Origin of the sequence: Pseudoxanthomonas sp. GW2 (genome assembly GCF_000283075.1) — a bacterium.
Taxonomy (GTDB): domain Bacteria; phylum Pseudomonadota; class Gammaproteobacteria; order Xanthomonadales; family Xanthomonadaceae; genus Pseudoxanthomonas.
The window spans coordinates 20,542-33,543 of record NZ_ALIP01000091.1; the positions used below are offsets into that span (position 1 = coordinate 20,542).

At 69.5% G+C, this 13,002-nt stretch carries 15 protein-coding genes and 1 pseudogene; 14 read left to right on the forward strand and 2 right to left on the reverse strand.

The window, feature by feature from the left end; genetic code table 11:
* Positions 1–71 precede the first annotated feature (71 nt).
* The 10 genes and pseudogenes from B351_RS0106400 to B351_RS16335 all read left to right on the forward strand — a co-directional run bounded on the left by B351_RS0106400 (position 72) and on the right by B351_RS16335 (position 9,006).
* Complete coding sequence (locus B351_RS0106400) at positions 72–542, forward strand: F0F1 ATP synthase subunit B (RefSeq protein ID WP_019398218.1); 471 nt, start codon at positions 72–74, stop codon at positions 540–542.
* A gap of 1 nt (position 543) precedes the next feature.
* A complete protein-coding gene (locus B351_RS0106405; RefSeq protein ID WP_019398219.1) occupies positions 544–1,071 on the forward strand; it encodes a F0F1 ATP synthase subunit delta in 528 nt (175 codons plus the stop codon).
* Between the two features lie 75 nt (positions 1,072–1,146).
* Positions 1,147–2,694, forward strand: a complete 1,548-nt coding sequence (atpA, locus tag B351_RS0106410) for a F0F1 ATP synthase subunit alpha (RefSeq protein ID WP_026010443.1) — start codon at positions 1,147–1,149, stop codon at positions 2,692–2,694.
* Positions 2,695–2,819: 125 nt separating this feature from the next.
* Positions 2,820–3,683: a F0F1 ATP synthase subunit gamma gene (gene atpG / locus B351_RS0106415; RefSeq protein ID WP_019398221.1), complete on the forward strand. Its 864-nt coding sequence runs from the start codon at positions 2,820–2,822 to the stop codon at positions 3,681–3,683.
* Between the two features lie 97 nt (positions 3,684–3,780).
* Positions 3,781–5,178 carry a F0F1 ATP synthase subunit beta gene (gene atpD, locus B351_RS0106420; RefSeq protein ID WP_019398222.1) on the forward strand — a complete coding sequence of 466 codons (1,398 nt, stop codon included), beginning with the start codon at positions 3,781–3,783 and terminating at the stop codon, positions 5,176–5,178.
* Positions 5,179–5,216: 38 nt separating this feature from the next.
* Positions 5,217–5,639, forward strand: coding sequence for a F0F1 ATP synthase subunit epsilon (locus B351_RS0106425; protein WP_019398223.1), 423 nt, complete (start codon positions 5,217–5,219; stop codon positions 5,637–5,639).
* A 375-nt stretch (positions 5,640–6,014) separates the two neighbouring features.
* Positions 6,015–7,061 (forward strand): anthranilate phosphoribosyltransferase, encoded by a 1,047-nt coding sequence (trpD, locus tag B351_RS0106430; RefSeq protein WP_026010444.1) that lies wholly within the window; start codon positions 6,015–6,017, stop codon positions 7,059–7,061.
* Entirely contained in the window at positions 7,058–7,414 is a 357-nt protein-coding gene (locus B351_RS0106435; RefSeq protein WP_019398225.1) for an antibiotic biosynthesis monooxygenase, read from the forward strand. Before trpD ends, B351_RS0106435 begins: the two co-directional genes overlap by 4 nt.
* Before the next feature lie 79 nt (positions 7,415–7,493).
* Positions 7,494–8,288: an indole-3-glycerol phosphate synthase TrpC gene (trpC, locus tag B351_RS0106440; RefSeq protein WP_019398226.1), complete on the forward strand. Its 795-nt coding sequence runs from the start codon at positions 7,494–7,496 to the stop codon at positions 8,286–8,288.
* A pseudogene (locus B351_RS16335) lies at positions 8,285–9,006 on the forward strand (haloacid dehalogenase-like hydrolase). Before trpC ends, B351_RS16335 begins: the two are co-directional and overlap by 4 nt.
* A gap of 18 nt (positions 9,007–9,024) precedes the next feature.
* Here the strand turns inward: B351_RS16335 and crp are convergent.
* Positions 9,025–9,714: a cAMP-activated global transcriptional regulator CRP gene (gene crp / locus B351_RS0106450; protein ID WP_026010445.1), complete on the reverse strand. Its 690-nt coding sequence runs from the start codon at positions 9,712–9,714 to the stop codon at positions 9,025–9,027.
* Positions 9,715–9,851: 137 nt separating this feature from the next.
* Here crp and speD point away from each other — a divergent pair, with 137 nt between their 5' ends.
* Both speD and sugE read left to right on the forward strand, forming a co-directional pair.
* On the forward strand, positions 9,852–10,646 hold the full coding sequence (gene speD / locus B351_RS0106455; RefSeq protein ID WP_024870477.1) for an adenosylmethionine decarboxylase: 795 nt from the start codon (positions 9,852–9,854) through the stop codon (positions 10,644–10,646).
* A gap of 166 nt (positions 10,647–10,812) precedes the next feature.
* The gene (gene sugE, locus B351_RS0106460; protein ID WP_019398229.1) at positions 10,813–11,130 is read left to right on the forward strand and encodes a quaternary ammonium compound efflux SMR transporter SugE; all 318 of its coding nucleotides are present in this window, start codon (positions 10,813–10,815) and stop codon (positions 11,128–11,130) included.
* 148 nt (positions 11,131–11,278) lie between these two features.
* Here the strand turns inward: sugE and coq7 are convergent, their stop codons facing one another.
* On the reverse strand, positions 11,279–11,926 hold the full coding sequence (gene coq7, locus B351_RS0106465; protein ID WP_019398230.1) for a 2-polyprenyl-3-methyl-6-methoxy-1,4-benzoquinone monooxygenase: 648 nt from the start codon (positions 11,924–11,926) through the stop codon (positions 11,279–11,281).
* Between the two features lie 226 nt (positions 11,927–12,152).
* Between coq7 and rplM the strand changes: the two genes are divergently transcribed.
* Positions 12,153–12,581, forward strand: coding sequence for a 50S ribosomal protein L13 (rplM, locus tag B351_RS0106470; protein WP_019398231.1), 429 nt, complete (start codon positions 12,153–12,155; stop codon positions 12,579–12,581).
* Between the two features lie 10 nt (positions 12,582–12,591).
* The gene (gene rpsI / locus B351_RS0106475) at positions 12,592–12,984 is read left to right on the forward strand and encodes a 30S ribosomal protein S9 (RefSeq protein WP_019398232.1); all 393 of its coding nucleotides are present in this window, start codon (positions 12,592–12,594) and stop codon (positions 12,982–12,984) included.
* Positions 12,985–13,002: the final 18 nt, after the last annotated feature.

The window sequence follows — 13,002 nt, forward strand, 5'->3', positions numbered from 1 at the left end:
CCGGCGGCGGCATGTAGGCAGCCTCGCGGCGTCCGCGCCGCAGGCTCCCTGAGCACAGGCAGAGCGTACCAATGAACCTCAATCTGACTCTTTTCGCCCAGGCGCTGGCCTTCGCAGGCCTGATCTGGCTGGTCGCCACCAAGATCTGGCCGCCGCTGCTCAAGGCCCTGGAAGAGCGCCAGCAGAAGATCGCCGAGGGCCTGGCCGCGGCCGACCGCAGCCAGAAGGACCTCGCCCAGGCGCAGGACAAGGTCAACGAGCTGCTGAAGGAAGCCCGCGCCAAGGCCAACGAGATCATCGACCAGGCCCACGCGCGCGCCAACCAGATCGTCGACGCGGCCCGCGAGGAGGCCATCGTCGAGGCCAACCGCCAGAAGGCGCTGGCCCAGGCGGAGATCGAGGCTTCGGCCAACCGCGCCCGCGAGGAGCTGCGCAAGCAGGTCTCCCTGCTGGCGGTGAGCGGCGCCGAGAAGCTGCTGCAGCGCGAGATCGACGCCAACGCGCACAAGGCGCTGCTGGACGAACTGGCGGCCGAGATCTGACATGAGCCAGGCGCTGACCCTCGCACGTCCCTATGCCCGCGCCGCCTTCGGCGCGGCCCGCGACCAGGGCCGCCTGGACGCCTGGTCGCAGGCGCTGGCGTTCTCGGCGCAGGTCGCTGCCGACCCGCGCGTGGCCAGGCTGCTGCTCAACCCGGAACTGGGCGACGAGGCGGCCATCGCGCTGCTGGCGCCGCAGGACGCCGACGACAGCTTCCGCCGCTTCCTGGCGGTGCTGGCCGAGGCCGGCCGGCTGCCGCTGCTGGCCGAGATCGCCGGCCTGTTCGAGCAGCTGCGCGCCGAGGAACAGCGCGTGGTGCGGGCCAAGGTCACCTCCGCCACCGAGCTTTCGGCCGAGGAGCTGGAGAAGATCCGCGCCGCGCTGCGCCGCCGCTTCGGCCGCGAGGTCGAGCTGCAGCAGGCGGTGGACGCCAGCCTGATCGGCGGCGCCGTGATCGACACCGGCGACGTGGTCATCGACGGCTCGCTCAAGGGCAAGCTGGCGCGCCTGCAGACCGCCCTGGCGGGCTGACGGACGCCGCACCCAGACAGTTCACTTTTCAGGTCGCGACCCGGGATGCCGGCGAGCGACTCCAAGGAAACCAACATGGCTACCACGCTCAACCCCTCCGAAATCAGCGACCTGATCAAGTCCCGCATCGAGCAGGTCAAGCTCTCGGCCGAGGCCCGCAACGAGGGCACGGTGACCAGCGTGTCCGACGGCATCGTGCGCATCTTCGGCCTGGCCGACGTGATGCAGGGCGAAATGATCGAGCTGCCGGGCAACACCTACGCGCTGGCCCTGAACCTGGAGCGCGACTCGGTCGGCGCCGTGGTCCTGGGCGACTACGAGCACCTGCGCGAGGGCGACGTGGCCAAGACCACCGGCCGCATCCTCGAAGTGCCGGTCGGCCCGGAGCTGCTGGGCCGCGTGGTCAACGCCCTGGGCGAGCCGATCGACGGCAAGGGCCCGATCAACGCCAAGCTGACCGCCCCGGTCGAGCGCGTGGCCCCGGGCGTGATCTGGCGCAAGTCGGTCGACCAGCCGGTGCAGACCGGCTACAAGTCGGTGGACGCCATGATCCCGATCGGCCGCGGCCAGCGCGAGCTGATCATCGGCGACCGCCAGACCGGCAAGACCGCGATGGCGATCGACGCGGTCATCAACCAGAAGAACACCGGCATCAAGTGCGTGTACGTGGCGATCGGCCAGAAGGCCTCGACCGTCGCCAACATCGTGCGCAAGCTGGAGGAGAACGGCGCGCTGGAGCACACCATCGTGGTCGCCGCCACCGCCTCCGAGTCGGCCGCCATGCAGTACATCTCGGCCTACGCCGGCTGCACCATGGGCGAGTACTTCATGGACCGCGGCCAGGACGCCCTGATCGTCTACGACGACCTGTCCAAGCAGGCCGTGGCCTACCGCCAGATCTCGCTGCTGCTGCGCCGCCCGCCGGGCCGCGAGGCGTACCCGGGCGACGTGTTCTACCTGCACTCGCGCCTGCTGGAGCGCGCCGCGCGCGTCTCGGCCGAGTACGTGGAGAAGTTCACCAACGGCGAGGTCAAGGGCAAGACCGGCTCGCTGACCGCGCTGCCGATCATCGAGACCCCGGCCGGCGACGTGTCCGCGTTCGTGCCGACCAACGTGATCTCGATCACCGACGGCCAGATCTTCCTGGAAACCGACCTGTTCAACGCCGGCATCCGCCCGGCCGTGAACGCCGGTATCTCGGTGTCGCGCGTCGGCGGCGCCGCCCAGACCAAGATCATCAAGAAGCTGTCCGGCGGCATCCGCATCGCCCTGGCCCAGTACCGCGAGTTGGCGGCGTTCGCCCAGTTCGCCTCCGACCTGGACGAGGCCACCCGCAAGCAGCTGGAGCGCGGCCAGCGCGTGACCGAGCTGATGAAGCAGAAGCAGTACGCGCCGATGCCGATCGCGCTGCAGGCCCTGTCCATCTACGCGGTCAACGAGGGCTACCTGGACGACGTCCCGGTCAACAAGATCGGCGCCTTCGAGGAAGGCCTGCACGCCCACTTCATCAACACCGCCGGCGAGCTGGTCGAGCGCATCAACAACACCGGTGCCTGGGACGACGAGATCGAGGCGGCGTTCAAGAAGGGCATCGAGGAGTTCAAGACCACGGGCTCCTACTGAGTCCTTGGGATTTGGGATTCGAGATTCGGGATTCGTAGGAAAACAGGGTTCGTGACGGGACACGGGATGCGCCTTCGGCCAATCCCCGTTCCCGAATCCCGAATCCCGGCGAGCGGAGCGAGCTAATGGCAGGCGGCAGGGAAATCAAAACCAAGATCAAGAGCGTGCAGAACACCCGCAAGGTGACCCGCGCGCTGGAGATGGTCTCGGCCTCCAAGATCCGCAAGGCGCAGGATCGGATGCGGACCTCGCGCCCGTACGCGCAGGCGATGAAGCAGGTGATCGGCCACCTGGCCCAGGCCAACACCGATTACCAGCACCCGTTCCTGGTGCAGCGCGAGCAGGTCAAGCGGGTCGGCTACATCGTGGTCTCCTCCGACCGCGGCCTGGCCGGCGGCCTCAACAACAACCTGTTCCGCAAGCTGCTGGGCGAGATCCGCCAGCACAACGAGCAGGGCGTGGAGGTCGACATGGTCACCATCGGCCAGAAGGCGCAGGCCTTCTTCCGCCGGATCAAGGTGAACATGGTCGGCAGCGTCTCCCACCTGGGCGACATGCCGCACCTGGACGACCTGGTCGGCGTGATCAAGGTGATGCTCGACGCGTACACCGAGGGCAAGGTCGACCGCGTGTACGTGGTCTACAACCACTTCGTGAACACGATGAGCCAGAAGGCCACGTTCGACCAGCTGCTGCCGCTGCCGGCGGCGCAGACCGACGTGCCGGCCCACGACTGGGACTACATCTACGAGCCCGACGCGGCCAGCGTGCTGGACCACGTGATCACCCGCTACATCGAGTCCCTGGTCTACCAGGCGGTGCTCGAGAACGTCGCCTCGGAGCACGCGGCGCGCATGGTGGCGATGAAGGCCGCCAGCGACAACGCGACCAAGCTGATCGGCACGCTGAACCTGGTCTACAACAAGGCCCGCCAGGCGGCGATCACCCAGGAAATCTCCGAGATCGTCGGCGGCGCGGCGGCGGTCTGACGCGAACACCAAGCGGCCGCGCCTCCCGGCGGCGGCCATCAGGAAAAACCTTCGGCGACCCGGTCGCGAGAAATTTCAAGAGTCTGAGGAAATCACCATGAGTCAGGGCAAGATCGTTCAGATCATCGGCGCGGTCGTCGACGTCGAGTTCCCGCGCGCGGAAGTGCCGAAGGTGTACGACGCGCTGAAGGTCGAAGGCACCAACATCACCCTGGAAGTGCAGCAGCAGCTGGGCGACGGCGTGGTGCGCGCGATCGCGCTGGGCTCCACCGACGGCCTGAAGCGCAACCTGGTCGCGACCAACACCGGCCGCGCGATCTCGGTTCCGGTCGGCGCCGGCACCCTGGGCCGCATCATGGACGTGCTGGGCAACGCCATCGACGAGGCCGGCCCGGTGCAGGCCTCCGACCACTGGGAGATCCACCGCGCCGCCCCGTCCTACGAGGACCAGTCCTCGGCCACCGAGCTGCTGGAGACCGGCATCAAGGTGATCGACCTGATGTGCCCGTTCGCCAAGGGCGGCAAGGTCGGCCTGTTCGGCGGCGCCGGCGTCGGCAAGACCGTCAACATGATGGAGCTGATCAACAACATCGCCAAGGCGCACTCGGGCCTGTCGGTGTTCGCCGGCGTGGGCGAGCGCACCCGCGAGGGCAACGACTTCTACCACGAGATGAAGGAGTCGAACGTCCTCGACAAGGTGGCGATGGTGTATGGCCAGATGAACGAGCCGCCGGGCAACCGCCTGCGCGTGGCCCTGACCGGCCTGACCATGGCCGAGTACTTCCGCGACGAGAAGGACGCGTCCGGCAAGGGCAAGGACGTGCTGCTGTTCATCGACAACATCTACCGCTACACCCTGGCCGGTACCGAAGTGTCCGCGCTGCTGGGCCGCATGCCGTCGGCGGTGGGCTACCAGCCGACCCTGGCCGAGGAAATGGGCGTGCTGCAGGAGCGCATCACCTCGACCAAGACCGGTTCGATCACCTCGATCCAGGCCGTGTACGTGCCCGCGGACGACCTGACCGACCCGTCGCCGGCCACCACCTTCGCCCACCTGGACGCCACCGTGGTGCTGTCGCGCCAGATCGCCGCGCTGGGCATCTACCCGGCCGTGGACCCGCTGGACTCGACCAGCCGCCAGCTGGACCCGAACGTCATCGGCCACGAGCACTACGACACCGCGCGCCGCGTGCAGGCCACGCTCCAGAAGTACAAGGAGCTGAAGGACATCATCGCGATCCTGGGCATGGACGAGCTGTCGGAAGAGGACAAGCTTGCCGTGTCGCGCGCCCGCAAGATCGAGCGCTTCTTCAGCCAGCCGTTCCACGTGGCCGAGGTGTTCACCGGCTCGCCGGGCAAGTACGTCTCGCTGAAGGACACCATCCGCGGCTTCAAGGGCATCGTGGACGGCGAGTACGACCACCTGCCGGAGCAGGCGTTCTACATGGTCGGCACCATCGAGGAAGCCGTCGAGAAGGCCAAGAAGATCGCCTGAGCGCGGTCTTCCTTGGACACTGAGCACAGCGAGGCAGCATGAGCACCATCCGTTGCGACATCGTCAGCGCCGAGCAGGAGATCTTCCACGGCGAGGCCACCCTGGTCGTGGCCACCGGCGAGCTGGGCGAGCTGGGCATCGCGCCGCGGCACGCGCCCCTGATCACGCGCCTGAAGCCGGGCAAGGTCGTGGTGACGCTGCCGGACGGCTCGTCGCTGGACTTCGCCATTTCCGGCGGCATCCTCGAGGTGCAGCCGCAGGTGGTGACCGTGCTGGCCGACACCGCGATCCGCGCCGAGGACATCGACGAGGCCGCGGTGCGCAAGGCCAAGGAAGAGGCCGAGCGTGCGCTGGCCGGCCGCAGCGAGGCGATGGACGTGGCCGAGGCGCAGCAGCGCCTGGCCGAGGTCACCGCCCAGCTGCAGGCGCTGGAGCGCCTGCGCCGCAACCTCAAGCACTGACGCTGCTCCCGGCCACGGCCGGGCAGGGTTACGCGAACGCCGGCCCCGGGGCCGGCGTTTTGCGTTTCGGGGCCGGGAATGGACCAGGGGCTGGCAAGACTCATGGCCCGCTTGTGGCATGCCCGCGTGCTACAAGCGGCTTCCGGCGCGTCGGGGGGCGTGTGGTCCTGTTCCCGCCCCTGGAGTGGGGCGCCCCGGCAACGGGTATTCCGATGCTCGCAGCCCGGACGAGCGAAGCGGGCCCCGGGAACCGGCTGCGGCAGGCGCCCGGGAGCCCGGCGCGCCATCCCGGATGCGCCCTACGGCCTGTCCCGGGGCCACGCACGCGCCACCGCGATAAACTCGCCCGGGTACCCCCGCACAGCCGCCATGACCATGACCTTCACCCCGCAGGAAGCCCTGCAGCGCACGATCGAACACCGCGAGATCTTCCACGACGAGATGGTCGACCTCATGCGCCAGATCATGGGCGGCGAGGTCTCGCCGGTGATGGCCGCGGCCATCCTCACCGGCCTGCGGGTGAAGAAGGAAACCGTGGGCGAGATCGCCGGCGCGGCCACGGTGATGCGCGAGTTCTCGCGCAAGGTCGAGGTCGCCGACCGCAGCCACCTGGTCGACATCGTCGGCACCGGCGGCGACGGCTCGCGCACCTTCAACATCTCCACCTGCTCGATGTTCGTGGCCGCCGCCGCCGGCGCGCGCGTGGCCAAGCACGGCGGGCGCAGCGTGTCCTCCAGCTCCGGCGCGGCCGACGTGCTGGAGGCGCTGGGCGCGGCGATCGAGCTGCAGCCGGAGCAGGTGGCCGAGTCCATCGCCCGCACCGGCATCGGCTTCATGTACGCGCCCATCCACCACCCGGCGATGAAGGTGGTGGCGCCGGTGCGGCGCGAGATGGGCGTGCGCACGATCTTCAACATCCTCGGGCCGCTGACCAATCCGGCCGGCGCGCCGAACATCCTGATGGGCGTGTTCCATCCGGACCTGGTCGGCATCCAGGCGCGCGTGCTGCAGGAGCTGGGCGCCGAGCGCGCCCTGGTGGTGTGGGGCCGCGACGGCATGGACGAGATCTCGCTGGGCGCGGCCACCCTGGTCGGCGAGCTGCGCGACGGCAAGGTGCGCGAATACGACATCCACCCGGAGGACTTCGGCATCGCCATGTCCGCCAGCCGCAACCTCAAGGTGGCCGATGCGGCGCAGTCGCGCGGCATGCTGCTGGCGGTGCTGGACGGCGCCCCCGGCCCGGCGCGCGACATCGTCCTGCTCAACGCCGCCGCCGCGCTGTACGTGTCCGGCGTGGCCGAGGACATCCCCGACGGCATCGGCCGCGCGCGGCAGGCGATCGACTCCGGTGCCGCCCGCGCGGCGCTGGACCGCTACGTCCAGACCAGCCGCGCGCTGGCCGCGGAGGCGGCCCCGGCATGAGCGAGGGACGCTTCGCCACGCTGCCGGCACCGCCGTACTACATGGTGGTGTTCGCCTCGCAGCGCAACGACGCCGACCCGGAGGAATACGCCGCCGCCGCGGAGCGCATGGTGGCACTGGCGCGCCGGCAACCCGGTTTCCTGGGCGTGGAGTCGGTGCGTGGCGCCGACGGCTTCGGCATCACCGTGTCGTACTGGGAAAGCGAGGCGGCGATCGCCGCCTGGCGCGCGCACGCCGAGCACGCGGAGATCCGCCGCCACGGCCGTGCCCACTGGTACGAGCGCTACGAGCTGCGCGTGGGCAGGGTCGAGCGCGCCTGCGGCTACCGCGCCGGCGTGCCCGCCGCCGACTGAACGGCGCCGGGCCGCGCCCGGCTCATGCGAGAATGCCGGTCCCGGCCCCGGCCGGGGTGCCGCGCCATACAGGGACCCCATGAGCGACATCCTGCAGACCATCCTGGCCCGCAAGGCCGAAGAAATCGCCGAGCGCCGCGCGCGCCTGCCGCTGGCCGAGGTGGCTGCCCGCGCCCGCGATGCCGGGCCGGTGCGCGGCTTCGCCGCGGCCCTGCAGGCCGCCATCGCCCAGGGCGACCCGGCGGTGATCGCCGAGATCAAGAAGGCCAGCCCGTCCAAGGGCGTGATCCGCCCGGACTTCCGCCCGGACGAGATCGCCGTCAGCTACGAGTTCGGCGGCGCCTCCTGCCTGTCGGTGCTGACCGACGTGGACTTCTTCCAGGGCGCGGATCAGTACCTGCAGCAGGCGCGCGCGGCCTGCACCCTGCCGGTGCTGCGCAAGGACTTCACCATCGATCCCTACCAGGTGCACGAGGCGCGCATGCTCGGCGCCGACTGCATCCTGCTGATCGTGGCCGCGCTGTCCGACGAGCAGCTGGCCGAGCTGTCCGGCACCGCGCTGGAACTGGGCATGGACGTGCTGGTCGAGGTCCACGACATCGACGAGCTGGAGCGCGCGATCCAGGTGCCGGTGCCGCTGGTGGGCATCAACAACCGCAACCTGCGCAGCTTCGAGGTGTCGCTGGACGTGACCCTGGGCATGAAGGACGCCGTGCCGCGCGACCGCCTGCTGGTCACCGAGAGCGGCATCCTCGGCCCGGCCGACGTGGCCCTGATGCGCCAGGCCGGGGTCCACGCGTTCCTCGTCGGCGAGGCCTTCATGCGCGCCGAGGAGCCGGGCGAAGCCCTGCGCCAGCTGTTCTTCGAAGCATGAGTACCTGGCCCGAACCCAAGGCCGACGCGCCACTGGTGGTGTTCGACTTCGACCACACCCTGTACGACGGCGACTCCGGCAGCCACCTGTTCGCCTGGCTGATCCGCCGCAGCTGGCTGCGCACCCTGGTGGCGCTGCTGGCCACGCCGGTGCTGGGGCCGATGGTGGCGTTCCTGCCGACCCGGCGCTGGGGCATCTCCGGCTACGCCTGGATCGGCAGCTTCGGCATGCACCGGGTGCGCGAGTTCGACCGGGTGATCGACCGCTACGTGGCCACCCACCGCGAGGAGATCGCCGCGCGCCTGCTGCCGACCGCGCTGGAGGTGTTCGCCAACCACCGCGCCCGCGGCGACCGCGTGGTCGTGGCCACCGGCGCGCCGCCGGAACTGGCGCGGGCGATCCTGGGCTTCGTCGCCCACGCCGACGTGCCGGTGGTGGGCACCGAGGTCGGGCCGCGCCTGGGCGGGGTCAAGGCCACCCGCCACTGCCACAACCGCGAGAAGGTGCGGATGCTGCGCAGCGCGGCTATGGCGACATCGACATGGCCTACAGCGACAGCACCGCCGACCTGCCGCTGCTGCAGGCCGCGCGCCAGCCGGTGGTGGTCAATCCCAAGCGCGGGCGCGAGGCGTTCTTCCGGCAGGTGCTGCCGGCCGGGACGCCGATCCTCAACTGGGGCTGCAAGGACCGCGGCGGCGAGGCACCGCCCCGGGCCTGATCCACTGAACGGTTAAGTTCAGCGCGTGCCGTAGACCACGACGGTCTTGCCGCGCGCATGCAGCAGGCCGTCGGCCTGCAGCTTCTTCAGCACGCGGCCGGCCATCTCGCGCGAGCAGCCGACCAGGCGCGCCAGCTCCTGGCGCGAGACCCGCAGCTGGGTGCCCTGCGGGTGCGACATGGCGTCCGGCTCGCGGGCCAGGTCGTGCAGGGTACGCACGATGCGGTCGGTGACGTCGAGGAAGGCCAGGCGGCTGGCCTTGCGGCTGGTGGTCAGCAGGCGCCGCGACAGCTGCACGCCGATCGAGTACAGCAGGCGCGGGGCGTCGGCCGCCAGCGAGCCCAGCATCAGCTGCTGCAGGCGCTCGTAGCTGATCTCGGCCAGTTCGCAGGCCGCGCGGGTGCGGAGGATCACCTCGCGGCTGTCGGTCTCGATGAACAGGCCCATCTCGCCGACGAACTCGCCCGGGCCGTAGTAGCCCAGGACCAGTTCGCGGCCATCGTCTTCCTCGGCGATGATGCTGACCGAGCCGCTGACCACGTAGTACAGGGTCCCGGCGGGGTCGCCAGGCCTGAACACGTCGGTGCGGTTGGGGTAACGTCGGCGCTGGCAGTGGACGAGGAATCGGTCGACGACGGTCTGGTCCAGCGACAGGGGGCTGGTGGCAAAACGCACGGGAGACACGGCGGCAGGATTCCTGACGTTCATGAATTGGGGGTATGGGGCAAGCGAAGGGTACCCCCGTGTCGCCCGGGGGGCAAACTCCGGTTCACGGAGCGTATCCCCCCCTTCATCGGCTTTGCCGCATAATGGCGCGTTTCCCCACCCCCAGAGGCATGACCGCCGTGGTCAAACCCCTGCCGCGCCTGAGGCTGCAAGGCTTCAACAACCTGACCAAAGCGCTGAGCTTCAACATCTACGACGTCTGCTACGCGGTCTCGGAGGACGAGCGCCAGCGTTACATCGAGTACATCGATGAGGCGTACAACGCCGACCGCCTGACCCAGATCCTGACCGACGTGGCCCGGATCATCGGCGCCAACATCCTGAACGTGGCCCGCCAGGACTACGACCCGCAGGGTGCCTCGGTGACCATCCTCATCTCCGAGGAGCCGGTGATCGACAAGAAGCAGGCCGGCAAGGAGGTCATCTCCGACGCGGTGGTGGCGCACATGGACAAGAGCCACATCACCGTCCACACCTACCCGGAGACGCACCCGCAGAACGGCATCGCGACCTTCCGCGCGGACATCGACGTGGCCACCTGCGGCGTGATCTCGCCGCTGAAGGCGCTGAACTACCTGATCGAGAGCTTCGAGTCCGACATCGTGGTGATGGACTACCGCGTGCGCGGCTTCACCCGCGACATCAAGGGCAAGAAGCACTACATCGACCACAAGATCAACTCGATCCAGGACTTCCTGGCCAAGAACATCCGTTCGCGCTACGAGATGATCGACGTGAACGTGTACCAGGAGAACATCTTCCACACGAAGATGCACCTGAAGGAGTTCGACCTGGACACCTACCTGTTCGAGGAGAAGGCGCGCAACCTCTCGTTCAAGGAGCGCATGCGCATCGAGGCGCTGCTCAAGCGCGAGATCGAGGAGCTGTTCCACGGCCGCAACCTGGTCGAGTGACGGTTACGCGCGGTTGCGCCGGCGCCGGGTATCCTGGCGCCCGCTGAAATCCAGGCGGGACGGCCCGCCCGCGGCACGCGCCGCGAACGCAGTACCGACGGCGGTCCGGAACCATGTTCCGGGCCGCTTTGGCGTTCCTGGCCCGGTGGAAAGGAGGAGATCGACGATGTCCTGGATCCTGCTCGTGCTGGCCGGCCTGCTGGAAGTGGCATGGGCCGTGGGCCTGAAGTATTCGCAGGGCTTCACCCGGCCGTTGCCCAGCGCGGTCACCGTGGTGGCCATGCTCGGCAGCTTCTGGCTGCTGGCCACCGCGTTGAAGACGATCCCGTTGGGCACCGGCTACGCGGTGTGGGTGGGCATCGGCGCGGTCGGCACCGCCCTGCTGGGCATGCTGGTGTTCAAGGAGCCGGCGACCACCGCGCGGCTGCTGTGCATCGGCCTGATCGTGGCCGGGATCGCCGGCCTCAAGCTCACCAGCGCCTGAGCGCCCGCGCCGGGAGCGGGCCAGGGCGTTGGCACGGGGGAGTACGTGGACACGCGCCGGTGGCCTGTCATCCGCCGTACCCCGGATGCGCTGCGCCTGCCCGGGCTACGGATCAACCCCCGATCACCAATCACCAATCCCGGATCCATCAGATCCGGTACGCCACCAGCTTCATGAACTTCGAGGCCAGGGCCATCGCCTGCGGAATCGGCGGCGGCAGCACCCGCGCGCCGGCGTGCTCGGCGTTGTCGGCGTGGCGCGCCTCGTCCTCCTTCATCACCCGGATGATCTCGCGGCTGCGCTGGTCGCCCGGCGGCAGGCTGTCCAGGTGCTCGTCCAGGTGGGCTTCGACCTGGCGCTCGGTCTCGACCACGAAGCCCAGGTTCCAGCCGTCGCCGCGCAACCCGGCCAGCGAGCCGATGGCGTAGCTGCCGGCGTACCACAGCGGGTTGAACAGGCTGGGGCGGCTGTCCAGCTCGCGCAGCCGCTGCGCGCACCAGGCCAGGTGGTCGGTCTCCTCCTGGGCCGCGTCCAGCAGGTGCTGGCGGGTGGCCGGGTCGCGTGCCACGGCGGCCTGGCCGAAGTACAGGCCCTGGGCGCAGACCTCGCCGACGTGGTTGATCCGCATCAGGCCGGCGGCATGGCGGCGCTCGGCCCGCGGCAGCACCGGGTCCCCGGCGCGGGCCGGGCAGGGGCGGGACGCCGGCGGATCGCCCAGGGTGGTCTCCAGCGCGCGCTGGACCTCGACCAGGACGCGGTCCAGGGGGGAGAGCTGGCGGGCGGCGACGGGCGACATGGGCGAACCTCCTGCGTGGAACGGGGGATTGTCGGCCGGCCCGCGGGCGTCGCCAAGTGAAGCCGCCCCCCGGACGCGGCGCCTGCGGCCGGAGTACCCGGCGGCTTGCGCCGGACCGCGCGGATGCGCTACCATCCCGCGTCTTTGCTGCACCCTTCACAACGCGAGGCAAAGTTCCGTCCGGGCAATCCGGTGCGGAATCCGCCCGACCAACCTTCGAGTCCCCATGAAGACCTTCATCGCCAAGTCCGAGACCGTCCAGCGCGACTGGTATCTCGTCGACGCCTCCGGCAAGACCCTGGGCCGCCTGGCCGCCGAGCTTGCCCACCGCCTCCGCGGCAAGCACAAGCCCACCTACACCCCTCACGTTGACACCGGCGACTACCTGGTCGTGATCAACGCCGAGAAGATCGCCGTCACCGGCAAGAAGCTGCAGGACAAGATGTACCACCGCTTCACCGGGTACGTCGGCAACCTGAAGAGCGAGACCCTCGCCCAGGCGCTGGAGCGCCACCCGGAGCGCGTGATCGAGATCGCGGTCAAGGGCATGCTGCCCAAGGGCCCGCTGGGCCGCGCGATGTACCGCAAGCTCAAGGTCTATTCCGGTTCCGAACACCCGCACGCGGCGCAGCAGCCGAAGCCGCTGGAAATCTGAGGCACACACGATGGCTACCACGCAAAACTACGGCACCGGCCGTCGCAAGTCCTCCACCGCCCGCGTGTTCCTGCGCAAGGGCAGCGGCAACATCACCGTCAACGGCCGTCCGCTGGACGAGTTCTTCGGCCGTGAGACCGCGCGCATGATCGTGCGCCAGCCGCTGGAGCTGACCCAGACCACCGACAAGTTCGACGTCGTCGTCACCGCCAGCGGCGGCGGCACCACCGGCCAGGCCGGTGCGATCCGCCTGGGCATCGCCCGCGCCCTGGTCGAGTACGACGAGTCGCTGAAGTCCGACCTGCGCAAGGCCGGCTTCATGACCCGCGACGCCCGCGAGGTCGAGCGCAAGAAGGTCGGCCTGCACAAGGCCCGCCGCGCCACGCAGTTCTCCAAGCGCTGATCCGGCGCCTGGAGGGGA